General features: G+C 61.6%; 32 protein-coding genes. All 32 read left to right on the top strand.

Annotated features, from left to right (window positions below; genetic code table 11):
- The first annotated feature begins 18 nt into the window (after positions 1-18).
- The 32 genes from M1D89_RS10140 to M1D89_RS09985 all read left to right on the top strand — a co-directional run bounded on the left by M1D89_RS10140 (position 19) and on the right by M1D89_RS09985 (position 22,988).
- On the top strand, positions 19-342 hold the full coding sequence (locus tag M1D89_RS10140) for a hypothetical protein (protein WP_179017446.1): 324 nt from the start codon (positions 19-21) through the stop codon (positions 340-342).
- Complete coding sequence (locus M1D89_RS10135) at positions 339-1,730, top strand: ParB/RepB/Spo0J family partition protein (RefSeq protein ID WP_498650239.1); 1,392 nt, start codon at positions 339-341, stop codon at positions 1,728-1,730. The genes M1D89_RS10140 and M1D89_RS10135 overlap by 4 nt, the downstream gene beginning before the upstream one ends.
- Positions 1,714-2,109 carry a hypothetical protein gene (locus M1D89_RS10130; protein ID WP_498650238.1) on the top strand — a complete coding sequence of 132 codons (396 nt, stop codon included), beginning with the start codon at positions 1,714-1,716 and terminating at the stop codon, positions 2,107-2,109. The genes M1D89_RS10135 and M1D89_RS10130 overlap by 17 nt, the downstream gene beginning before the upstream one ends.
- A complete protein-coding gene (locus M1D89_RS10125) occupies positions 2,109-2,408 on the top strand; it encodes a hypothetical protein (protein ID WP_498650237.1) in 300 nt (99 codons plus the stop codon). Before M1D89_RS10130 ends, M1D89_RS10125 begins: the two co-directional genes overlap by 1 nt.
- Positions 2,405-3,661 (top strand): DNA polymerase III subunit beta family protein, encoded by a 1,257-nt coding sequence (locus M1D89_RS10120; RefSeq protein ID WP_498650236.1) that lies wholly within the window; start codon positions 2,405-2,407, stop codon positions 3,659-3,661. The genes M1D89_RS10125 and M1D89_RS10120 overlap by 4 nt, the downstream gene beginning before the upstream one ends.
- Positions 3,662-3,780: 119 nt before the next feature.
- Entirely contained in the window at positions 3,781-4,206 is a 426-nt protein-coding gene (locus tag M1D89_RS10115) for an ASCH domain-containing protein (RefSeq protein WP_498650234.1), read from the top strand.
- An 8-nt stretch (positions 4,207-4,214) separates the two neighbouring features.
- Entirely contained in the window at positions 4,215-4,550 is a 336-nt protein-coding gene (locus M1D89_RS10110) for a hypothetical protein (protein ID WP_498650232.1), read from the top strand.
- Between the two features lie 118 nt (positions 4,551-4,668).
- A complete protein-coding gene (locus tag M1D89_RS10105; RefSeq protein ID WP_498650231.1) occupies positions 4,669-5,115 on the top strand; it encodes a hypothetical protein in 447 nt (148 codons plus the stop codon).
- 409 nt (positions 5,116-5,524) lie between these two features.
- Positions 5,525-5,968, top strand: coding sequence for a hypothetical protein (locus M1D89_RS10100; protein WP_498650229.1), 444 nt, complete (start codon positions 5,525-5,527; stop codon positions 5,966-5,968).
- 148 nt (positions 5,969-6,116) lie between these two features.
- Entirely contained in the window at positions 6,117-6,326 is a 210-nt protein-coding gene (locus M1D89_RS10095) for a hypothetical protein (protein ID WP_498650228.1), read from the top strand.
- Between the two features lie 162 nt (positions 6,327-6,488).
- Entirely contained in the window at positions 6,489-7,544 is a 1,056-nt protein-coding gene (locus M1D89_RS10090) for an HNH endonuclease (protein WP_498650227.1), read from the top strand.
- Between the two features lie 2 nt (positions 7,545-7,546).
- On the top strand, positions 7,547-7,879 hold the full coding sequence (locus M1D89_RS10085; RefSeq protein ID WP_498650225.1) for a VRR-NUC domain-containing protein: 333 nt from the start codon (positions 7,547-7,549) through the stop codon (positions 7,877-7,879).
- Positions 7,876-8,628 carry a hypothetical protein gene (locus M1D89_RS10080; protein WP_498650224.1) on the top strand — a complete coding sequence of 251 codons (753 nt, stop codon included), beginning with the start codon at positions 7,876-7,878 and terminating at the stop codon, positions 8,626-8,628. Before M1D89_RS10085 ends, M1D89_RS10080 begins: the two co-directional genes overlap by 4 nt.
- An 85-nt stretch (positions 8,629-8,713) precedes the next feature.
- Positions 8,714-9,037 (top strand): hypothetical protein, encoded by a 324-nt coding sequence (locus tag M1D89_RS10075; RefSeq protein WP_498650223.1) that lies wholly within the window; start codon positions 8,714-8,716, stop codon positions 9,035-9,037.
- Between the two features lie 51 nt (positions 9,038-9,088).
- Entirely contained in the window at positions 9,089-9,304 is a 216-nt protein-coding gene (locus tag M1D89_RS10070; protein ID WP_179017460.1) for a hypothetical protein, read from the top strand.
- Positions 9,305-9,469: 165 nt separating this feature from the next.
- Positions 9,470-10,156, top strand: a complete 687-nt coding sequence (locus tag M1D89_RS10065) for a hypothetical protein (protein ID WP_498650221.1) — start codon at positions 9,470-9,472, stop codon at positions 10,154-10,156.
- A 1-nt stretch (position 10,157) separates the two neighbouring features.
- Positions 10,158-10,556 (top strand): hypothetical protein, encoded by a 399-nt coding sequence (locus tag M1D89_RS10060; RefSeq protein WP_498650219.1) that lies wholly within the window; start codon positions 10,158-10,160, stop codon positions 10,554-10,556.
- Entirely contained in the window at positions 10,553-11,206 is a 654-nt protein-coding gene (locus M1D89_RS10055; protein WP_498650217.1) for a terminase small subunit, read from the top strand. Before M1D89_RS10060 ends, M1D89_RS10055 begins: the two co-directional genes overlap by 4 nt.
- The gene (locus M1D89_RS10050; RefSeq protein WP_498650215.1) at positions 11,160-12,950 is read left to right on the top strand and encodes a terminase large subunit domain-containing protein; all 1,791 of its coding nucleotides are present in this window, start codon (positions 11,160-11,162) and stop codon (positions 12,948-12,950) included. Before M1D89_RS10055 ends, M1D89_RS10050 begins: the two co-directional genes overlap by 47 nt.
- 15 nt (positions 12,951-12,965) lie before the next feature.
- The gene (locus M1D89_RS10045; protein ID WP_498650214.1) at positions 12,966-14,285 is read left to right on the top strand and encodes a phage portal protein family protein; all 1,320 of its coding nucleotides are present in this window, start codon (positions 12,966-12,968) and stop codon (positions 14,283-14,285) included.
- A complete protein-coding gene (locus M1D89_RS10040; protein ID WP_498650213.1) occupies positions 14,282-15,556 on the top strand; it encodes a head maturation protease, ClpP-related in 1,275 nt (424 codons plus the stop codon). The genes M1D89_RS10045 and M1D89_RS10040 overlap by 4 nt, the downstream gene beginning before the upstream one ends.
- A 2-nt stretch (positions 15,557-15,558) precedes the next feature.
- Positions 15,559-15,918, top strand: coding sequence for a capsid cement protein (locus M1D89_RS10035; RefSeq protein WP_498650212.1), 360 nt, complete (start codon positions 15,559-15,561; stop codon positions 15,916-15,918).
- Between the two features lie 16 nt (positions 15,919-15,934).
- Positions 15,935-16,843 carry a phage major capsid protein gene (locus tag M1D89_RS10030; RefSeq protein ID WP_498650211.1) on the top strand — a complete coding sequence of 303 codons (909 nt, stop codon included), beginning with the start codon at positions 15,935-15,937 and terminating at the stop codon, positions 16,841-16,843.
- A 2-nt stretch (positions 16,844-16,845) separates the two neighbouring features.
- A complete protein-coding gene (locus tag M1D89_RS10025) occupies positions 16,846-17,220 on the top strand; it encodes a hypothetical protein (protein ID WP_498650210.1) in 375 nt (124 codons plus the stop codon).
- 15 nt (positions 17,221-17,235) lie between these two features.
- Positions 17,236-17,667, top strand: coding sequence for a Gp19/Gp15/Gp42 family protein (locus tag M1D89_RS10020; RefSeq protein ID WP_498650209.1), 432 nt, complete (start codon positions 17,236-17,238; stop codon positions 17,665-17,667).
- Positions 17,667-18,017, top strand: coding sequence for a hypothetical protein (locus M1D89_RS10015; protein ID WP_498650208.1), 351 nt, complete (start codon positions 17,667-17,669; stop codon positions 18,015-18,017). The genes M1D89_RS10020 and M1D89_RS10015 overlap by 1 nt, the downstream gene beginning before the upstream one ends.
- Positions 18,017-18,298, top strand: a complete 282-nt coding sequence (locus M1D89_RS10010) for a hypothetical protein (protein ID WP_498650207.1) — start codon at positions 18,017-18,019, stop codon at positions 18,296-18,298. The genes M1D89_RS10015 and M1D89_RS10010 overlap by 1 nt, the downstream gene beginning before the upstream one ends.
- A complete protein-coding gene (locus tag M1D89_RS10005) occupies positions 18,291-18,716 on the top strand; it encodes a hypothetical protein (RefSeq protein ID WP_498650206.1) in 426 nt (141 codons plus the stop codon). Before M1D89_RS10010 ends, M1D89_RS10005 begins: the two co-directional genes overlap by 8 nt.
- A gap of 67 nt (positions 18,717-18,783) precedes the next feature.
- On the top strand, positions 18,784-19,362 hold the full coding sequence (locus M1D89_RS10000) for a phage tail tube protein (protein ID WP_476113677.1): 579 nt from the start codon (positions 18,784-18,786) through the stop codon (positions 19,360-19,362).
- A 100-nt stretch (positions 19,363-19,462) separates the two neighbouring features.
- Positions 19,463-19,825, top strand: coding sequence for a hypothetical protein (locus M1D89_RS09995; protein ID WP_498650205.1), 363 nt, complete (start codon positions 19,463-19,465; stop codon positions 19,823-19,825).
- 29 nt (positions 19,826-19,854) lie between these two features.
- Positions 19,855-20,148 (top strand): hypothetical protein, encoded by a 294-nt coding sequence (locus tag M1D89_RS09990; protein WP_498650203.1) that lies wholly within the window; start codon positions 19,855-19,857, stop codon positions 20,146-20,148.
- An 11-nt stretch (positions 20,149-20,159) separates the two neighbouring features.
- A complete protein-coding gene (locus M1D89_RS09985; protein ID WP_498650202.1) occupies positions 20,160-22,988 on the top strand; it encodes a phage tail protein in 2,829 nt (942 codons plus the stop codon).
- The last annotated feature ends 1 nt before the right edge of the window (position 22,989 follow it).

Raw genomic sequence — 22,989 nt, 5'->3', positions numbered from 1 at the left:
CGGCGATTGGGGGCGCCGATGACAGATAGACCTCCAGGCGCCCGCCCCGGCGCCGCCCCGTTACCCCAGACAGCGGACGCTGTCCCGGTCCTTACTCAGAAGGACCAGGAGAACGTCCACCGCCAGAGGCAGGAACCAGCCACCGAACAAGAGTGGCTTGGCAACCCAGTAGTCCGTGATGACGCTGCGTTGCGCCTTCTCCGCATCGAACGTACAACCACCCGCGCCCTTTCGGCGTTGCAGGATGGAGAACTCGATGCTGCCATCAGCCGGCTACAAGCCGCGCTGACCCTTGCCCTGGCGGAGCAAGCACTTTCCACCACTTGCGAAGGACAGCCATGACACCCATCGAATTCAGAATGATCCCGGTCGCGGATCTCGTAGACCACCCACAGAACCCGAGAGACGATCTCGGGGATCCACAGAAGCTGGCCGAGCTGGCTAACGACATCGCGGACAACGGCAACACCGAGGCCCTGCACGTTTTCCCCATCCAGGATGGTCCGGACGCTGGCAAGTTCCTGCTGGTCGCTGGCCACAGAAGAACGGCAGCGGCCCGCCTCGGCAATGTTGAGGAGCTGTATTGCCGTATCCGCCCGGATCTGGACTCGCTGGATAAGCAGCTGGAGACGATGCTGCGGGAGAACACTCACCGCGAAGGCATCACGCCCATCAACGAAGCCAAGGCCATTCAGGCGATGCTCGACTGCGAGGGCATGTCGGTAAAGAAGGTGGCCAAGCGTATTCACCGCTCGGAGACGTTCATCCGTTCCCGTTCGGCCCTGGTGAAACTGCCCGACTCCGCGAAGAACGCGATCGACGCCGGGCGGATGACGTTGGAGCAGTCCCTTGTCTTTGATGAGTTCGCTGATGACAAAGCGGCCACCGCGGAGTTGACGAAGAACGCCGGCACCAATGACTGGACCTACACGGTGAATCGTCTACGCAGCGCTCGGACAACCAAGTTCAAGCAGGCAGCCTCGGAGCAGCTCGTCAAGGACCTTGGCATTAAGACCATCACGTCCCAGCAGGCCTATTCCTCAACGAAGTACGTCCGGGACTATAACCGGGAGAAGATCCCGGCCGTTCGGGTGGCTGAGGGGCAGGTTGCTGTCATCGGCTACCAAGGCGATTTGGAGTGGTACGACGTCAAGTCATCCGCAAAGAAGAAGCTTACGGATGAGGAGATCGCGGACAAGAAGCGACTCCAGGACATCGCAGCAGGACTTGAACAAGCTGACGCGCTCTGGAATGAGTTCGTGGAACGCAAGATCCGCGACGCTGCTGGCCACTTCGACCGCCCCGAGGACGCCCCTGCTGTCCTTACCCTCCGAAAGTCGATGTTCTCCGGATACGGTGCCTCCCATACCCGAGCTGCACGCGTACTCGGCATCTCCATTGCTTTGGACGGGGTCACAAGCCTCGAGGAAACCCAGGCCATCGAGGCTGCAATCGAGAAGCTCAAACTCCTGCAATTGGCATACCTTCACGCTTTCCTCCACCTGATGAAGGACGACCTCCACAAACCAGCCACGTGGAAGGCCGAATGCTCGTGGAGTCGGGAATCGCTGCAGAAGTTCCTGGCTCTCCGTAGAGACATTTTCGGGTACGAAGTCACCGCCTACGAGCAGGAAGCACTGGACTACTGGGCCGAAAAGGAAAAGGAGTCTGCGGCGACGTCGGCTGAAAATGACGAGGGATGGGATCTGGACGATGACGACGAAGCCTAACCACTTCCTCAAGCGGAACGCCGAGAACGAACCTGTTTGTGGCTGCGGGTTCCGCCCCGAGATCCTGGACGACCCGGCGCCTGTCGGCATCCAGTGGAAAGCCAAGCGCGACGTCCTCGATCACGTGGACGCGATGTCAGGTTTCCGCCCGTCGGCCCCGTTCGACGTCGGCCCAGACTGCCGTTACCCACGGGCTGGAGTTCGGCCAGGAGCCAGCGGCCGGTGGAAGCTCACCCTCTGGGACGAGCCCGGAGTCATGCACGCGCTCCCGTCCGAGCACCAGTGGCATGACACAGCCGGGGAAGCTTTCGACTACGGGCAGCTCGTCATCAGCACCCACCGCAAGGCCGGCACTCGCCTCAACGGGATGGGCCGCTGATGGCGTGGGCAAGCATCGACCAGCGGTGGCAAGACCGGAAGGTCAGGATCTACCGCAGCAGGTACGACGAAGCATCCAGGATCACAGCAGCGCTCATGATCCGTCGGCAGAACCTCCTGACCGAGATCCGCGCTGACGATTTGGGCGGGCTCGACACCACCGCCAAGTCCCGCCGCCTCCGCCAAACGGATGACGAGTTGGACTTCGCGAAAGACCAGGCACAAGCCGCATGGGCAGCTCTCCGGATAGAAGAGGGCCGGCACCACCCCATTCACGAACCAAGAGAGGCCAGAAGATGACCATCACCGCTACTGAACCCAATACGACCACTGAGCGGGCGCTCGCTGATCTGACGATCACTGCCACGGGCACTGAATGGCTTCGCAAGCTCGCGGCTGTTGGTGTGGCCGTGTCGTCACGCCCTCCGGTGCCGATCCTCAGCTTTGTCGTGCTGGAGTGCCACAGAGGCAAGGCGACAATTACGGGCTACGACTACTCAACGTCGGCTGTGGTCAAGCTGGACCACGAAGCGATCGGGACCCTTCACAATGCCATGGCGCTCGCTCCGCATTCCTGGCTGGTCCGAACTATCCGGGTTCTGACCGCACGTAAGCGGGACATTCCGGTGACTGTAGCTGCCAAGACGCTGCTGGGCAGGCCCATGATCACGGTTACCGCCGCCGGTTTCACCATCCCGCGTCTGCATGACGTCCCGATTTCGGAGTACCCGGTTTTGCCAGCTCATGGCGAGCTGGACTCGTTCGAGGTCGGTCGCGACGACTTGGCGGGGGCCTTGGATCGCGCAGCCATCGCTGTCAGCCGTGACGAGACACTCCCGATCCTGACCGCAATCGAGGTACAAAGCCACGGCAAGTCCATAACCGTGCAGGCCACTGACCGCTACCGGCTCTCATCCGAGACGCTGAAGCTGTCACGCGAAGTCCAAGACTTCAAGTTCCTCCTCCGTGCCAGCACGTGGAAGGCTCTGGCAAAGCACCTCAACGGCGAGAAGATCACTGTCAGCGTCCTGGTCTCGGCTGACTTCCACGGCAAGGACGGGGGCCGTTCGACCGTCCACCTGTCTTCGGGCGACTGCGCGTTCACGCTTAGCGGCGTGCTTGGCGATTACCCCAAGATCAGATCGTTGTTCGATCTGGATTTCGGGATGACTCTGGAGGTCAACCGACGGGACCTGATTGACCAGGTACTCGTTGCCCGTGAGCTGAACGATTTCCACGAACCTGCGCTGCTGAAGATCGGCCCGGGATCTGTAACCCTCTCGCCGACGTTCGCTGAAGGTGGCAGCGAAGCAGCCACGCCGATCCTGCTGGCCGACACGGCCAGTATCGACGCAGCTGACACGGCCGCCTACAACCCCCACTTCCTCCTGGAGGCATTGAAAGCGATCAACGCTGAGGTGGTGCGCTTCTCCTTCCACAACATGGTCAAGCCGACCTGCATATCTCCGGTAGTGGCCAAGGGCGACAAGCCCAGCACATACCGCCATTTACTTATGCCGGTACGCCTGCCTCGCACTCTGGACGGCGAGTAGACCGTGACCGACGAACAAGAAGCAGCCATCATGGCCCAGTTGCTCAGCCGCCCGGCGAAGCTCGACACCTGCAAGGCCTGCCAGAAGGCCCTCAACGGCAACGATGAGTGTGATTGCTCATGATCGACGCCGAAGCACCCGCCCTGAAGGCCATCACGGTCAAGAACCCATGGGCCTGGTCAATCCTCCACGCAGGCAAGGACGTCGAGAACCGCTCGCAGTCCATCAACCACCGTGGCACCCTCTACATTCACGTCGCGAAGCGGGACGACGAAGCCGGGTACGAGAACGAGACGTTCCGCCAAGCACGCGCCAAGGCATCACAAGCGGTCAAGAACAACCTCCACTTGCAGGGCTATGTCCTCGGCACCGTGGAAGTCGTGGGCTGCCACTACTCGACCGAATGCCGGACCTCTGAAGGCCTCTGCTCTGAATGGGCAAGGCCCGGGCAGTACCACTGGGAACTCGCCAACCCGAGGCCCCTAGCATGCCCGTTCCCTGAGATCGGACAGCTCGGCCTGTGGAATCTGGCGGCAAACGCATGAGCCGGCCCATGGAACTCACCATCCACCCGCCCGTGCCGGCCTTCCCGCCGGAAGTCCCGAGGGGAGGCTCACCGTTCACTCAGGCAGTCGGAAGCTTCAAAGCCTCTGTCGAATGGCAGGTTGAGCGAATCAAGGAAGCCGCTCTCTCGCAGAGTAAGCGCCTGACAGACGTGGAGCTGGCGGCAGAGTTCTGGCATGCGGCGCAGGTCGCCACGTACGCCCGTGGCCGCATCGACTGGGGCCTTCCAGGGTATGGCGCGATCGACCCCGACCGAGCCGAGGACATCGAACACGTACTCAGCCGGTTCGCGGAACTTCCCCACTACGACGAAGCCGACCAGTGACAGCGGCTGGCGACGAGCCCCCACCGGCCGAGTCACAAACGCCAGTCCTCGACCGGAAGCTGCGCAACCTACCACCCGAACAGCTCGCCATCATCTTCAAAGACAAGGAACTCACCCAGTGACAGACCAGATCAGCGAATTCCTCAAACCCTTCCAATCCCGAGTCGATGAAGCCGAAGCCAAGCGGGAAAAGTCCAGGAAGAACCCAGATCCAATCTGGGACGCATCAATGATTCTCGCCATTCAAGCGTCATCGGCGGACGTCCCGACGCTGATCGGTGCGCTCGCCGCTGCTGAGGCGTCATTGGCGGAGATGTCCGAAGCTGCTAATCGAGTGCACCAGGCCCGTGATTGGGACGAAAACGGTCCAACGAAATCACATCAGTGGGCTACCGGCGTCGAAGAGGCAGTCGCAGTCATTCGGGCGGCTCTCGAGGGGTCATTGGAGGGGTGCGAGTGCGCCTTGGTTGGATGCCGGCACAAGCCAATGCTTACGACCGAGGGGCGCAAGCAAGTTGCGGCGGCGATTGATGGCCAGGCTGCACTTGGGAAAGGACTCAAATGATCAGCGTGCTGGAGGCTCTCCATGCGTCGCATGCCGCGAACGGGATCATTAGGCCGGCTTGCAAGCTCTGCAGAACTGACGCGGTCCACTACGTCGACCTGGTAGCAGCCGAGCCTGACATTCATGGGCACAGGGAAGCCCCGACGCTGAAGTTCGAGTGCCAGGGAGACTCAACCTCCGAGTGCCATCAGTACCCCGATAGCTGCGGGTGCGAAAGCTGGCCCTGCGGTCACCCGTACGTGGCGCACGAAAAGTGCTGGATGCAGGACTGGTTCGACTGCGACTCCGCTAGCTACGAAGGCGAAGACGGCGACTATATGGTGCAGGGCGGCTTACCAAGAGACATCACCAGGAGCGGGCCGATAAGCGCCGGCTGGGAAGGCGAGTATGTGGCATGGGAGTGGATCGAATGAGCGCCGAGCACGACGAGTTGTTCCAGCTGATCTTGGGTCGGACTACTACCAAAGCCGTGGAGAGGATCCTCGCCGCTGGTTGGGTGAAGTCGAGAGTTGCTACCACTCCTGACGAAGCAAAAGAAGCGGCGGCCCGCGGGATCTTCAACGTGCGCGATGATCCCTACGATTTCGAAGAGTGGGACGACTTGAACTCCTCTGAACGCGAACTGTACTTATGCCAAGCCCGCGCCGCCCTTGAAGCTGCTGCCCCGTTCATCGCCGTGCAAGCCTTCGATCACGGTTGGCGGGAAGGCAAAGGGGCGCCGACACCCATTCATGCCGCCACGGGAGAACTGCTCCACGACCAGGCCGCCAAGCCCGGCTGGAACCCCTACAGGAGAGAATCCGGTGAGGAAGAGCCCACCGAAGGCGACAGGCCCATCATCGAGGACGAGTGAAGAGGGGCCTTTGCTCCAGTTGCGGCCATCACCACGGAGAGGACGGCAACCGCTGGCCCTCCTGCAAGGGCTACACCTACCCAGAGAATTCGAATGGCATTCGACGGTGCGCATGCACCGGACCAGGAACACAACGAGAGGAGTCGCAGTGAGCGAACAATTTAGCGGCCGTCCCAAACCACTCATTCAGATCATGCGAGACGCAGAAGACCCCAAGGGCGGAGCCACTCTGGCCGAGCTGTCACAGTTCATCCAGGAAGCGGAACGGGCCGGCATTGACCCACGCACGCCCGTGCTGGTGCGAGTTGGCTTCTCAGGCCAGATCAAGAAGCTACAGACGGGAGGTCGATCCCGATGATGCAGATCAACCTGCAATGCCCGTACTGCGAGGAGCAATGCACCTTCAACGTCGCAGGGCACGAGGAAACGGCCCCTGGCAAGTTCGAGCTTCGGCTTGTGTCCACGCCAGCAGCCACGGAACACATCTACACACACGCACCCGAGAAAGAAGGACCACCCAGTGCCATGGCTGAAGCAGGGCGACGCGGCGGCGAATCACCCGATCGTCCTCTCAGCAGTGGAGATGGAAGAAGCAGACGATCGGATTCTGAATGAGTGCTTCGGTTTCGTGGCCCGCTGCGCCACCCAAGCGGCAGCGTACGAGCAGGATTACATCATCAGCGTCGGCACGGCCAAGCTCATGGCCGGCTCTTTGGGCAGATACCACGAGCTGATCAAGGCGGCGAAGTTCTGCGGCTACCTCACAGAGACCGAGATCGACGTCGAGGGCGAGAAGCGTAAGGCCTTCAAGCTGGTGGAGGACAATGACCTCTTCCACATGATCCTCAAGGCAGAGCGCGAGTGGAACAACCAAAGAAAGAAGGACACCAGGAACAATGAGCTGACGTGGAGAGTAAGAGCCCGCGACGGCGACGCTTGCAGATACTGTGGCAAGTCAGTCGCTTGGGGAGACACAAAGTCTGGACGCGGCGCCACCTATGACCACACCAACCCCGGCAAGGCCGGCACTGTAGACACGCTCGTTGTCTGCTGCCGCGAATGCAACGGACGCCGGCAAGATGACCCCGAGAGCACCTGGAAGACCATTCCAGTTCCGGCAGAGCCAATCATTGGCCCAGCAACGGCTGCTTTCATCGCCAAGCACGGCACCCCGATCGAACCCACCTACACCCGACCAGGTACAGCACCGGCCACCAGCACCACGGCAACGGACGACACGAACCCCGTAGAGCAGCCCACGCTGGCCGCTCCGGGACAAGACGAGGCAACGGCTCACTCCGGCCCGTCCAACGAGTCACCGGCCCACACAGCCACGGTCAAGCATCCACCGGCAGCAACGGCACACCCGGCTGCAACGGGATCCAGATCCAACACCAGACCAAATCCTGACCCAGGACATAGGTATCCCGGATCTGGATTTGTCGGGACGGGTAGGGAAGGGACGGGTTGGGCAGGTAAGGGCAGTGAGGGGCAGGAAGCCCTGCACTCAACCCAAGGCAAACCCAAGAACCAAACCAAGAAGAGAAGACGCCCCCATAAGCGAGGACGGAACTGAACATGCCTACCCAACGGCTTTCATCGCCTAACTCACCATCAGAAGATGAGTTCCAGTCTGCTGTCCTGCAACTCGCTCAGATCCTTGGATACCAGCTCAGGTACCACAACCCCGATAGCCGGCGCTCTCAGGCCGGTTTCCCGGATCTGGTCCTCGGCAGCTCATCAAGGAAGCGCCTCCTCTTCCGTGAACTGAAAACCGATACCGGACGAGTCAGCCCAGCCCAACGGGTATGCATGGAGATCCTCAACCTAGCCGGCGCTAATGCTGCCGTCTGGCGCCCACAGGATCTCCGCAGTGGCCGGATCGAGCGAGAGCTGAGAGGTGACAAATGACAACGTGCACGACTGAAGACTGCTACCGGGAAACCTCGCTCTATCTGTGCACTGACTGCATCCTGGAACTCGACTCACTTCTTGCCGACGTTGGCCCTCTGCTTCAGTTCATCGACGGTGCCATTGACCAGACGGCTGTGACCAGGAGTCCGGGCGCGAGTGGTGGCGGTGGTGGTCATGCGAAGTCCCAGCCAGCCATGAACGTGGATGCCTGGTTACTTCGGGCATGGCTGCACCAGCTCCCGACCCGCGCTCACGCCACGGCAATGGACAACCCGAAGGCCGGGGAGATCCTCTACATGGCTCGCATCTGGGTTCAGCAGGGACGTGATCTTGTATGGGGTCCAGAGGACAAGCGCGTCTACGGCCAGTGTGAGGAGCCCCTCGACGGGGAGGATGAAGATGCCGATCCGATACCGTGCGATGGTCGGCTGGTCGCCCACCCGGATGATGCAACTGTAAAGTGCCCCGTCTGCAACACCGTCCACAACGTCAGCGATGTGCTGGACAAGCTGAGGCGCAAGGCCAGAGGGGAGCCGATGCCACCGAGGGCGGTACGTGAGTACCTTCAGCGGAAGACAAAGGTGATCGTCACGAAGTTCGACTTCGAGAACTGGGTGAAGCTGGGCAGGCTGCGTTACGTCCTGGATCGAGTCACCACCACAACCAAGGCTCCGCGGATCTACTACCCGGGAGATGTGCTGGAGGTGTCAGAGCGCATGCGGGCGAGGCGTCGAACACCTGTCTAGAAATGCAGTACAGTAATTCCGAGGGGATAGCTGTCCCTACAGATTTGAGTGAAGGCCTCGACGGATAACCGTCGAGGCCTTTGTCATGTCCAGCCAAGGTGGTGAGACTGATGTGAACGGACTCAGCATCCCCTCGTGGTCCGGCAGACGAGCAGGTGAAGCGCTGGCCAAGGTCAAGGCCGAGGGCCGACGACGCAACACAGCCTGCTGCATCTGCAAGCAGAGCATCGACTACTCACTGTCCTACCCGCACAAGCAGTCGTGCAGTGTGCAGCATGTGAAGTCACGCAAGCTGTACCCGCAGCTGACATGGGAGCCGAGCAACTGGAAGCCCGCGCACCTTGACTGCAACAAGGCAGCTGGCACGGGTGAGGATCTCAGCATGGGCGTCACCTCTGAAGACTGGTGACAGTCAAGGCCCGGCACCCAACCACCCCACCCAAGACCAAGGAGAACAGCTATGGGTAAGACGACCGCAGTAGCAACCCTGTACAGCAAGACCGATGCAGGCAACGGACAGACGGCGCTGGCCTTCTGTGCTGACTACAACGACGAACGCAACAAGGAATGGGCGAAGTACACGCCCGGACTGAGCGTCGGGATGACCGTCATCGAAAGCGTTGGCGAGCAGTTCGAGCAGGGCGAAACGTACCTGCTTACCTTCGAACGGCAGTAAGGACACAGGCTGGGCTCCGAAAAAATCCAGCAAGGCGATTCGCCGGACACTCCCCGCCTGCTCCTCCCTCTCCCCCCGGGAGTTTCCCCGAGGGAAATAGCCCAGGATCGTTGAATTGGCGGGGAAAACGGACCCATCATCTTACCCGAAAGGCGGCAGCAAATCATGGCTAGTCTCGGAAATCTCACGCTCGTCCTTTCGGCCCGAATCGGGGACGGCGAACCCCTCGACATTGGAGAAATTGAACTGCCCGTCGTTCATGAAACGACCCACACGGTAGGGCACGTCTCCATCACGGCCAGAGTCAGGATTGACGACGTCGAACTGAACCAGCGGCTGCAAAAGTTCGCAGCTGCCGTAACTGATGAGATGGCAGCTGCTGCCAAGCCTGACGTCCTGGCTTATTCTCCGGATCGCATGATCGGATCAGCTCTGACCATCGACCCTTCGCCCGTCTTCAGCGCCAGGCTCAAAGCCGCCAAAACCCGGCAGGCTGCGCTGGCCGCTCCGTCCATCCTTGACGGGCCAGAGCACGTCATCATCGGAGCCCGCCAAGAGGGCAAGACCCGCCTCGCGCTGAAGTGGCTCACGGACGCTCCAGAGGGAGTGGAGCGAGTCCTTATTGTCACCGACAACAACTCGGCTGAACACCTCAAATCCTCTTACGGGCTGCCCAAGAGTGATCCACGGATCATCAGCTACCGGACCTTACTTAATAAGGGCCCCCGCCAGGGTGTTGAATACGGCGTGGACGACACAGCCCACATCCTGACGGCGCTTCTGGGGCTCAAAGACCTGCCCCGTCTTCTGACCGTTGGCCACGCTGAGGCATGGCAGGGCACGAAGAAGTAGCGTGCACGACCGCCCAGCGATCCGGGAACAGCGGGACGAGGGCAACTCCATCAGGAGCATTGCGAGAGACCACGGAGCCTCACGGAACGCCGTCCGCCGGGCAATCCGCCCCGGCGCTCGCGATGGCTACTACCGGCCCTCTGCCATTGAAGAGGCTGAGCCGGCCGTCCGCGACGTCCTGGCCGACTATCCACAGATGTGCGTCGCGGACGTCGCCCTCCTGATCGACTGGAGGAAGTCCCGCAGGCAGCTCTCAGACCTCGTGGCACGACTCCGGCCGAAAAGCGCGAACGAGTGGCCTACCGTCCAAGCCCGCACGCTCGAATCACTCGCCACCGGCAAGCTCACCACCAAGCCCCTCCAATGCGGCTCGATGAAACTCGGGGAGTTGAAACTATGACCTCAGCTGAGAACCACATCGACCCTCCTGACCACCTTCCGGAACCTGTAGCGGAAGTGTGGCGCGAGATCGTGGCCAGTAACGACCTCGTGGGAAACGTGGACCGCTCCGCACTGGAAACCTTCTGCACCCTCATGGCACGACTCCGCGAAGCACGAGGCCGAATCGAGGACGAAGGCATGGTGGTCACCGACCCCCGAGGCCGCGTCATCCCTCACCCCGCGCTCGCCGTCGAACGTTCGACCGCAGAGCAGATCCGGGCGTGGGGTGACCGCTTCGCCCCGCTCGTGAAGCCAGCTAGGAAACGCGGCTACATGGCTGACGCCACTGCGCTGACCATCACGGCCGCGAAACACCTTGAAGGCCCCCGCTTCGCTGGTCCAGTGGCAGCCGTGAAGACGCTTGCCTGGATGATCGACGAGGCCCAGCGCGACAGCATGGAAGCGCTCCAGAAGGCCATGACCACCACCGTGCCGAACTACCTCAAAGCCTGCGCTGAACTGCAAATTACGCCAGCTTCCCTTCCATCCGGCGCGGGGCTGACGGCCGTTCCGCCTGCTGAGGAAACCAAACCGGCAGAAGAAGGAAAGCCGGGGGGCGCGAATGTCTCAGACTTCCAAGCTCGCGCCAGGGCACGCCGCTCCGGTTAGTGGTCCCAATGCGGTAGATCCGGGCGACTACTACCGCTCGGTTTGCCATGTAGCAGAGCCGGACCAGTCCGGAGCCAAGCGGAAGAAGATATTCGGCTATGCGGAACCTCGGATCTGCACGCCACCCCTTCGAGCCCTCACTCCGGAGACAACGCTCGGCTATGACGTCATTGACTTCGCGCGAGATGTCTTGGGGCTCGACCTGTACCCGTGGCAGAAGGTCCTGCTCTGCCGGATGCTGGAGCTGCTCCCAGACGGCTCGCTGAGGTTCAGGACCGCAGTGGTTCTGATCGCCCGCCAGAACGGCAAGAGCACCCTGTCACAGGTCCTTGCCCTCTGGTTCATGATCGTCTGGGGCTGGCCGCTGGTCATGGGCACCGCCCAGGACCTCGAAACGGCCGAAGAAGTATGGCAGGGCGCTGTTGACCTCGTGGAAGAGGACGAGGAACTCTCCAAGCTCCTTAAACGCGTCGTCAAAGTCAACGGCAAGAAGGCCCTGGAGCTAAAGGCCGGCAGCCGGTACAAGGTAAAAGCCGCAAACCGTCGCGCTGGACGTGGTTTCACCGGCAACCTGATCATGCTCGATGAGTTGCGCGAGCACCAGAACTGGGAAGCCTGGGGAGCGATCACCAAAACGACCATGGCGCAGGCCGAGGCTCTGATTTTGGCGCTTTCCAACGCCGGCGACCTGACCTCGATCGTCCTCCGATACCTCCGCAAGATGGCCCACGAGGCTCTCGGAGATCCAGACGGCATCTGTGAGGAGATTGGAGCCGCCGGACCTTCCGCGCTCGACGTCGCAGACCTCACGGAAGACGATGAAGAGCTTGATGACGACGAACTGGCCGATTTTGAGCAGGATGAGGACACTCTTGGCCTCTGGGAATGGTCGATGGCCCCTGGTACCGACAAAAGGGACCGTCAAGGCTGGGCACAGGCCAACCCCTCACTGAACTGGAACACCGGATTCACCGAACGCACCATCGCAGCGGCCTGCAAAACCGATCCTGAGTGGGTTTTCCGCACAGAGGTCGGTTGCCAGTGGTCAGAAGGCACTCTTACTGGGCCGTTCCCTCCTGGCGCGTGGGACAAGGGCAAGAACCCGGTCCAAACTCTGGAAGACGGCACAATTGGCGTCGCCGAAGAACACCGGATAATCCCCGGCTCGGAAGTCTGGGCTGGCGTTGACCAGTCCCATGACCGGTCCATGACCTATGTAGCTTTCGGAGGGTTTAGGGCCGATGGGAAAGCCCAAGTCGAGATTGTGGCGGCGCGCCATGGCTCCGACTGGGTCAAGGGCTATCTGATGGACGAGAAACGACGCGGACGAATCAAGGCCGTGGCCGGCCAGTCCAAGGGTGCGCCGATCTCGCCACTCATGGAGAGCCTGGACGCTGACATTGAGTTCACGATTCCCGTTATCGAGTGGTCAGGTAGCGACCTAACCAACGGCTGGGCCGATGTCTTTGACTCCGTCCGAGACGTAACCGTTTTCCACAACCCCCAACCTGTGCTGGACACGGCTGCGGCAACTGCTGTTGTAAAGGTGTTCAGCGGTGGCGCGTCCATCCCGGACCATCGGGCATCACCAGCTGAGGTTGCCCCGTTGATGGCCTTTACAGCGGTCAAGTGGCTCATGGGGCGCCGCGAGGTTGCCCCGCCACCCCCGCCACCCCCGCCCGCGGCCATCAAGGCCGAGGAAACGACCCACGTGGAAGACAACGTCGCCCTAATCGGGTTCTGATGAAAGGAGCAAGCCATGGTGAAGTGGTGGAAGTCGGCTAGCTCACGGAAGAACCTAGCCAGCGCAGTAACTGCGGCGCCGGTAACGGAAGTCGGCTACGCGACCAGCGCGACCGAGTGGTGGTCCGATCTCGACGGAGAGGAAACGCCAGAACTTCGGTGGCCTCACAACATTGAGGTTTATGACCGAATGCGCCGCCAGGACGCTCAGGTCATCTCCGTACTTCGGGCCATGACTTTGCCGATACGCCGGACTAAATGGCGGATCGATCCCAATGGCGCTCGCCCTGAGGTTGCCCGGCAGGTGGCCGACGATCTAGGGCTGCCTCTGGTTGGTGCCGAGAACGAACCGGTTATCCGCACGCGTGACCGCTTCGCCTGGTCGGAACATCTTCGCCTATCTCTGTTGATGCTCCCGTTTGGGCACTCGGTGTTCGAACAGCAGTACCGCATTGATGAGGCAGGCTGGGCGCGCCTACGGAAGCTGGGGTGGCGCCCTCCAAAGACCATTTCCCGCGTGGACGTTGCCCCTGACGGTGGGCTGGTGGCAATTCACCAGCACAACGTCAAGAAACCGATGACCGTCGATCGGCTAGTGGTCTACGTCAACGAACGCGAGGGCGGAAACTGGCTCGGCCAATCCATCCTCCGGCCCGCCTACAAGGACTGGCTGCTCAAGGACCGGGCGCTGCGTGTACAAGCGCAGACGCTCGACCGAAACGGCATGGGCGTACCCATCTACAAGGGCTCGCCGCTGCCCGACTCTGTCACAGGCGAAGACCGAACCGCGCGGGAAAAACTCGAACTGGACGCAGGCCTGAAACTCGCCAAGGGCATCCGCTCCGGGGACAACTCAGGCGGGTCCATTCCACACAAAGCAGAGCTGGAACTCAAAGGCGTCACGGGCACCCTTCCTGATGCTGACAAGCCCATCCGCTACTACGACGAGCAGATAGCACGCGCTGTGTTGGCTCACTTTTTGAACCTTGGCACCGAGACCGGTTCCTGGGCGCTCGGTTCGACCTTCGCTGACTTCTTCACCTTGTCGTTGCAGACTCTCGCGATGCAGATCGCGGACACCACAACCCAACACGTGATCGAAGACATGGTGGACGTCAACTGGGGGCCGAATGAGCCGGCGCCCCGACTGGTCTTTGAAGAGATCGGCTCGCGCCACGCAGCGACAGCGGAAGCAATCAAGATGCTCATCGACTGTGGAGCCATCAAGGCTGATCAGAAGTTGGACGACTTCCTGCGAACCGTCTACGGCCTGCCCGGATCTGATCCAGAGACAGCCAGGGAGCCCATGCCCCGAACCGCAACGGAGAACAAATGACAATTCACATGCTCAAGCCCTCCGCAGCGCAAGAGCCTTGGTTCCGCATGGAAGCCTCGGCCGACAGCAACGCGGCCGACGTCTACATCTACGAAATGATCGACAGCTGGTGGGGAGTTGATGCCGCACAGTTCGTTCGCGAAATCGCTGCCCTCGACGTCGAAACGATCAACCTCTGGGTCAATTCCCCTGGAGGCTCCGTGTACGACGGCGTTGCAATCATGAACGCACTCCGCCGGCACCAAGCCACAGTCGTGGCCACGGTGGACGGCATGGCAGCATCTGCCGCGTCATTCATCATCCAGGCGGCCGACGAAGTAATCATGGGCCAAGGTGCGGAACTCATGATCCACGACGCGTGGACCTTCGCCTGGGGGAACGCTGAAGCCCTCCAAAAGGCAGCTGGCGATCTCGACCGTATCTCCTCCACCATCGCCGGGATCTACGCCGAGCGGGCAGGCGGGACTATCGAGGAATGGCGTGAGGCCATGAGAGCCGAGACCTGGTACACGGCAGACGAAGCCGTGGCAGCAGGCCTCGCTGATCGAGTGGCCAAGGTTGCCAAAAAACCGACAACAGAGGAGGCAAGCAACCGCTTCGACCTCTCAATCTTTGCCCACGCTGGGCGCCGCAACGCACCGGCACCGGCAGTCAACACCCGCAACGAACGCCGGCCACAGCTAAGTCTGGTCAACGGCTCAGCGCTCACCGCGGCAACCCATATGGTCGCTAAGGCCACCCCGAAACCTCCGGCCGAGCCGAAGGACACCACCAACCCCCAAGAGAAAGGAACCGACACCATGTCGGCAAAACTGAACCAGGGGCTCCGTAAGCGGCTCGGCATCTCCGCCGACGCGGAACTCAACGAAGACGAACTTCTGGACGCCGTGGACGAGGCGCTCGCGGAGCAGGCAGCAGAACCTGCCCCCGCAGCCTCGGCAGCCACCCACGCTCCGGGAACCGTCGTACTGGACGCAGCCCAGTACCAGGAACTCCGCAACGATGCCGCAGATGGCCGTCTGGCCCGTCAGCAGCAGCTCGCGGACGAACGCTCTGAGCTCGTAAACGCAGCCGTGCAGGACGGTCGGATTCCTCCGGCCCGTCGTGATCACTGGCTCAACTCGCTTGAGGCAGATCCGGGCATTGCTGACACCCTTGCCGCCTTGGAACCGGGCCTAATCCCCGTTGACAGCATCGGTTACACCGGCGGCGTGGAGGAATCCACCGACGAAGCCCGCGCCTACGACCACATCTTCCCGAAGGAGGCCTGATCATGGGTCAGTACCTGCCCCTGTTCCGCCCCGGCCAGACGGTGACATTCGGTGTCACCGCGGCCGTCACCGGCGGACACCCCGTCGAGGTCGGAGCGTCTGACCGTTCTGTCGCTCCCGCGGCCGCAGCATCCACCAAGGTTGTGGGCGTCGCGGGTCACGATGCTGCCATTGGCGACAAGGTGACTGTCGAGGTCAACAAGACGGTTCATCTCCTGACGGCTTCCGGCGCGGTCACTCGTGGCCAGCGGCTGGAAGCTGCTGGCGCTGGCAAGGTTCGAACCTTGGCTGCCGGCACGGCTTACTACATCGCACTCACCTCCGCCGTTGACGGTGCTGCCGTCGAGGCTCTCGAACTCTAGAAGGGACGGTAGCTAAATGAGGACTTACCCCCTCACCCAAAGCCAGGTCTCGCAGGCTTCTGCGACCGAGCTGATTGCATTCCTGCAGAGTCCGACGCTGCTGGCCCGCCGACTCGGAGAAATCCTGACGGCGCAGCAGTTCATCGGGTTGTTCCTGCTCCAGGGTCGCTACGACGTCAAGGGCGGAGCCATCGCCGTTCCTGTGAACGAGAAGATCCGCACCGAACGCGGTTCGGAGAAAGTGGCCCCGGGCGCCGAGTACAAGCTGACGCCCTTGAACACCGAGCAGTACGAGATCTACACCTCGCAAAAGGAAGGCCTCGCCACGGAGGTCACCGATGAGGAAGTTGGTCGCAGCCTTCGCAGGCCCATCGACGAGGCCATGCTGTTCCTTCAGACGGAGCTGGTCTTCAGCGCGAACGAGCTGGCACTTGGCGTCATCATGTCCGCGATCACCCAGACCCTGACCGCCGGGGCGGCGTGGACGAACGGCAAGCAAATCCTGAAGGATGCACTGCGCGTCCAGGCAGCTGCCCGTCGCCTAAAGCTCGGCTTCGAGATAGACACCGTTGTGTTGAACGGCGAGCAGCATGCCGAGGTCATCCCCGAGCTGCTCGATGTCCTCCCGGACAACGACAACACCGCGCTAACGGGAAACTTTCCCACAATCGGCGGCATCACTTGGATTGCCAGCGACGACGACGAGTTCTCCGATCCGCTGTTTGTGGACCGGCGTCGCCTCGGGGGCATTGGTCGGGAGAACATCCCGTCTCCCGAGTACCGCCCCGTGGGCAACGACACCGGCGTTGAGATCGCGACCTTCCGTGAGGCGAAGGACAAGACGCGGCTCCAGGCGCGCAATCCGCACGTGCCGGTCGTAGCTAACCCGCTCGCTGGCTTCCACCTGACCGGAACGGGGGCCTAACGATGGCTGAAACCAAGGCAACGTACAAAGTCACGGCGACCGTAGTGAAGGTCGCTGTCGGGCCCGCGGACGGCAACCGTGTCGCCCGATTCGTGGACCGCGGGGACATCATCCCCGACGGCGTAGAGCAGGGGATCCTGGACCAGCTTGTGAAGCTGGGGCGTATCGAGAAGGTCACGGAGGAACCTGCCGAGGATCTCGCTGCGGAAGAGGCTGCACGCACAGCTGAGGCGAAGGCGGACGCTGACGCCAAAGCCAAGGCGGACGCTGATGCCAAGGCAGCCGCAGCCGCCAAGGCAAAGGCTGACGCTGATGCGAAAGCAGCCGCTGAAGCCAAGACCAGCACTGCGGGCAAGACGACAGCAGCAGCAAAGTAGAAGGAGGCGGGCGTCATGGCCACTGATCTGGCAACAATTGAAGCGATCGAACAGGCATGGCGCCCGCTTACCTCAATTGAGAAGCCCCGGGCTGAGTACTATCTGAGATCCGCCTCGCGAGCCATCCGACGGCGTTGGAGGGACGTTGATCAACGCATCAGCAGTGAGAGCGACTATCTCACTGATGATGACGTTGCCGACGTCGTGGTGCAGATGGTTCTCAGTGCGGTGGACCGGCCGCCAGTCAGAGGTGCCAAGTCCTTCTCTGAGGGCGTAGGGCCAATGTCGCGCTCAGCCACGTTGCTGGCTGGCAGCACCAACCCATCGAACATCGAGGACTGGATGGTGGAAGTGTTCGAAGGTCGCTCCACAGCAACCCCGATCTTCCATGCTCCTCCGTCGGGTCGTTACGAGGGCCTTTTCATCTGGCCGGAAGGGCGGTGCTGATGTTTCCCCTGGCAAATGGCGAAACGGTGGTACGGGAACGGGCGCAGCTCGTGAATGACACCTACTCCGGCGAAGCCACTAAGCGGGACTGGTCTGAGCCGGCCACGATCGACATTGAGGGTTGCGCTATTGCCCCGTCCAGCAGCGTCGAGACGCAGACCGAGAACCGGAACACAGTGAGTACGGCAATGAGCCTCTACTGCGCTCCAGGGACGGATGTGCTGCCTCAGGATCGAATCAGGGCACGATCCGGCCTGTGGCAGGTTGAGGGTGAAGTTGCTGATTGGCACAACGCGCTCACTGGGTGGAATCCCGGCGTCGAGTTCCGGGTGACGAAGGTGGTGGGCTGATGGCCAACGTGGACTTCAACGACTCATTCTTTGAACAGCTCGGGCGCTCACCGGCAGTAACCGGCTTGTGTGTGGAAAAGGCCAACAGGGTTGCTGCCGCCGCCCGCGCATCGGCCCCGAGGGACAGTAACGCGTATGCGAATAGCATCCGCGTGGAGGTTGTTCGCCGCGGCCGTCGTAACGCGGCGCTCGTAATCGCGGACAGTCCGATTGCTCTGCTGGTCGAGTCCAAGACGGGAAACCTTGCCCGGGCGTTGAACCAGGTGAAGAAGAGTGGGTAAGCGTGTCATTCACGCAGACCTTGAGGAGTTCCTTACCGGGTTCATCCGACAGGAGCTGGAGGCCATTGGATCTCCGCTGGCTTCAGGCGTGTTCGTGAGTAATCAGTTTCCGAACCCGGCCCGGCCTAAGTCGGTGATCGTCCGTGACGACGGCGGCCCCGACGCCTCGATCGTCACCAATGAACCAACGGTCGGGATCACCGTCCTGACCGACAAAGATCTCACGGACGGCAAGACGGCCACGGACCTGTCCCACCTGGTCAAGGCCATCATCAAGGACTGCGCTCGCGTGGAACCGGGCAACCCAGTCGCCGCGGTGCTCGGTTTCACCGGACCGTACAAGGTTCCGGACGAAACGGGCCACCCTCGGCGGTACATGACGGCTGAACTGTCCGTCGCCGGCAACGAGCTGGCTTAGAGCTTTACCCAAACCAATCAACCAGCCATTCACGCCTGTGAATGGTTTTTCTATTTGGAGGCAAATAATGGCTGCTGATGAACTCGGCAACGACGTCGAAGCTGTTGGTGTACCGGTAACCGGCCACATCGGCTTCGCACCCTTTGGGACAGCTGTCCCGACCCCCGTGGCCGGTAAGGCTCTCGACTACGAACTTCCGGTCGATTTCAAGATTCCGGGCCTCCTGACGGAGGACGGCGGCTTTGAGTGGACCATGGAGGCCGACGGCGACGCGATCACTTTCTGGCAGGAGGGATATTCCATCCCGTCCGGCCTCGCGAACGTGGAGCTGAAGGTCAAGTTCGCCCAGACCGATGAGACGGTGCGCCAGATCATACGAGGCAAGACCGCGGACGCCAATGGCTACATGACCATCGACGGCGGCGGCACGTCCACCAGGTACGTGGCCTTCACTGAGGAGATCTTCAAGAACGGCGTGATCCGCCGGCGCGTGGCTGCGAACGTAGGCGTGAAGTCGGTGAAGGAAGACAAGTCCGAGCGCGGCAAGGTCCTCGGCTACGAAGTGACCTTCTCGATCTCCCGCGCACCGGAGCTGGAAAACCAGCACCTGGGCGAATGGCTGATCCCGCTGCCTGTCACCCCCTAGCCTTCGGGCTCCCTAGTCCTGTGGTCCCGTGCTCTCGATGGGTGAGCGCGGGACCACAGCTTTTAACCCATCAAACCCATCGCACCCATTAGGAGTAGCAATGACCAAGCAGGAAGCAGCACCCAAGCCCAAGTTCCTCGTTGTTGAGAACAACCTGAAGTGCCAGACGGAGAACGGTGAGCTTTCGCTCCCGCTCGGCGTGAAGTTCGGCACCATCCGCAAGCTGATGGGCGGAGAAAAGAAGACCCAGTATGAGGAATTCGAGTTCTTCATGTCTGAGATCTTCAGCGACGCCCACAACAAGGCGCTGGACGACTTGGAGGCTGCCGAGGCTGGAGAGATCCTCACGGAATACGCCGACGCCCTGTCGGCGCGGTTCCAGGTGAGCATGGGAAAATCCGTTGGCTCGTCGGACTCCTCAGAGAGCACCGAGGAGCAGTCGCCTACGACTTCCGGAAGCTAGGCATCTCGGTTGAGGACATTGGCGAGTCATTGCCGGTCTGGGAGGCAGTTGAACTTGCCGAGCAAATAGCGCTGGACATGGGTTCTCGCCTCTTTGCTGCTCTCGCCGGTTGGTCCTTCCCGATGACCCGCGGGGAAATGATGGCCACGGCCTCATTCACTCGGGAGTTCAACGCAAACCGGGACAAGGACACTCCACCGTTCATCCCCGACTGGCCATGGCCCACTGAGGCGCCGGTCGAGGAAGTCACCCCCGAGGAACGCGCCCGAGCTGAGGCGCAACTGCGGCAGTACAGCGCCTTCGGGCAAATCAGAACTAAATAAGGGGGCCTCTGGTGTCTGAAGTCGGGTCCGGTCAGGTAGCAATCTTCCCCACCTTTCGGGGGTTCCGGTCTTCAGTCAACTCAGAGGTTGCTGGTGCTGGACGCGAGGGCGGCAAAACGTTCAGCTCCGCGTTCAGCGCCGGCGCCGGAGATCCCGGCCAGGCGCTGGTCAAAAAGCTCAACGCACAGATCGCGTCCGGCGCGAAGGCACTCTCGGCGGCACGCCTCCAGGAGCAGGACGCCACTGGCAAGGTCCGTATAGCGGAGGCAGCGCTCAACGAGGCCCGAGCCAGGGGCGAGCAGGGTAGCGCTCGAGTTATCGCCGCAGAAGAACGGCTGGCGACGGCGAAGCGGAAGCTGTCCGAGGCCAGCGGCAAAACCATAGCCGCCTCTGATCAGCTGCGGCAGTCCCAGACGAAACTGGCTGAGGCTATGGACTCTGCCGGATCTTCGGGCGAGCAGGCTGCTGGCCGGTTCGCCCGAGGCTGGCAGAGTCTGAAATCGAAGCTCTCCGGTGCTGCCAAGGGCGCCGTGGACGATGAGGGCAACAAAGCCGCTGCCGCTGCTGACAAAGCTGGTCAGGATGCTGGCGGGCGGTTCGGTAGGGGCTTCAAGGCCCTCGTTGGTCCGGCGATCGCCCTGGCAAGCGCGGGTGTCTTCGGCGGTTTCGTTGCAGAGGCTGCGCGGGCCAGTGACGCGACGGACAAGTTCAAAGCCACGATGGACTTCGCGGGGCTGGATACCTCAGCTATTGATGCGGCGTCCAAGGCTGCGAAGGACTACGCGGATCAGACGGTCTTTGATCTGCCGACGATCCAGAACACCATCGCGCAGCTGGCGTCCAACGGTGTCAGTGATTACACCGGGCTGACCAAGGCCGCGGGTAACCTCAACGCCGTCGCTGGCGGTAACGCGGACACCTTCAAGTCTGTGGCCATGGTCATGACCCAGACCGCTGGCGCGGGCAAGCTCACGACGGAGAACTGGAACCAGATGGCTGACGCCATCCCTGGTGCAGCTGGACCGTTGATGCGCTCGCTGGAGGAGGCCGGCGCTTACACCGGCAACTTCCGAGACGCGATGGCCGCCGGTGAGATCACGTCCGAAGAGTTCAACGCTGCGCTGATGAAGCTCGGCAACGATCCCGTTGCGGTGGAGGCTGCGAAGTCCACCAAGACTTTTGAGGGTGCCATCGGCAACCTTCAGGCCACGATCAACTCGGGCCTGATGGGCGCCCTGGACAAGATGAAGCCCGGCATCACCGGCGCGATCAACCTTGTCTCGGGAGGTCTCGGTAAGGCGTTCGAGTGGACGGGTAAGGCAGCTTCCGGCCTGATTGATGTCTTCGCCAATGGCGACTTCACCACGAACCTGCGTGAAGCGTTCAACGTCGAAGAAGATTCGGGCTTCGTCGGATTCCTGTTCAGCATCCGGGACGCGGCCAACGAAGTGGGCGGAGGATTCCGAGCCTTCGGCGCTGCCTGGAAAGCAGCAGACGGCGATGTAACCTCCTCGGGCTTCCCCGGCTTCATGGAGCAGCTAGCCAACGCACTCAAGCCCGTGTTCGACGCCTTCAAAGCGCTTGCACCGACGGTGCTGGGGCTGTTCCAGTCCTTCTCCCCCATCGGGCTGTTGTTCCAAGCGCTGCAACCGGTCCTCCCGGTCCTGGCAGCTGCCATAGGACAGCTGGGCATGGCGCTTGCAGGTGTGCTGGGTTCGGCGCTGACAACCGTTCAGCCCTTGATCCAAACCCTGATCGGGGTCCTCAGCGGCGTGTTCATTGCGATCATGCCGAGCATCGTCAGCTTGATCTCGATGCTGGGTGACGCGTTCACCATGCTCTCTCCGGTGATCAGCATGGTTCTCGGTGCGGTGCTCCCGCTCATAACCACGCTGGTCTCTCAGCTCGCGCCGATCATCATCAACCTGGTCACCTCGATCATGCCTCCGCTGATCAGCATCTTCAGCATGGTCATTGCGGCGATCGCTCCCCTGATTACGCAGATCTTGGATCTCCTGATTCCGGTGATCCAAGCGCTGATGCCCGTTGTGGTGACGGTCTTCGGCGTGATTGCCGAAGTGATCAAAGCGGCGATGCAGATTGTGCAAGGCATCATCCAGGTGGTCACTGGGATCATCTCTGGAAACTGGTCGCAGGTTTGGGCTGGGATTCAGAACATCTTCGGCGGTATCTGGAACACCATCGTTGCAGTTGTGCGCGGCGCTATCCAGATTGTCGGCTCTGTCATTCAGGCGGGCATGAGCATCGTCGGAAACGTCGTCTCCTCCGTCCTTGGAGGCATCGGGTCGTTCTTCGCGGACACGTGGCGGAACATCACCAACGGCGTCTCCGGTTTCATCTCCGGATTCCTCGGGTTCTTCAACGACCTGCCGGGAAAGATCATGAGCGCGCTTTCCGGTGCCAGCACGTGGCTTGTGGACGTCGGTAAGAACATCGTCCAAGGCCTCATCAACGGCGCCAAGGGAATGATCGACGGTGCCGTGCAGGCCATCAAGGACGTCGGCGGCGCGATGCTCGATGGCGTCAAGGGATTCCTCGGCATCAAGTCGCCGTCACGGCGGTTCCGTTACGAGGTCGGCCAGCAGGTCGGTGAGGGTGCCCGGTTGGGCATCCTCGACAAGGTGAAGTCCGTGGCCGACGCAGCAAAGCGACTGGTCACAATCCCGAACATCCCGGGCGCGGGTGCCGGCGGCTCAGCCTTCGGCGCAGGGGCAACCTCAGGCGGGGATCAGTACATCGACGTCACCATCAACGAAGTGACTGACCCCAACGGGACATCCGCAGCCGTCGTCAGGCGCCTCGGCGCACTAGCACCATAGG

It is taken from the genome of Arthrobacter sp. D3-18, from assembly GCF_054408525.1.
Note: the sequence above shows the minus strand (reverse complement) of the source record. Positions and strands in the feature narration are given on the sequence as shown.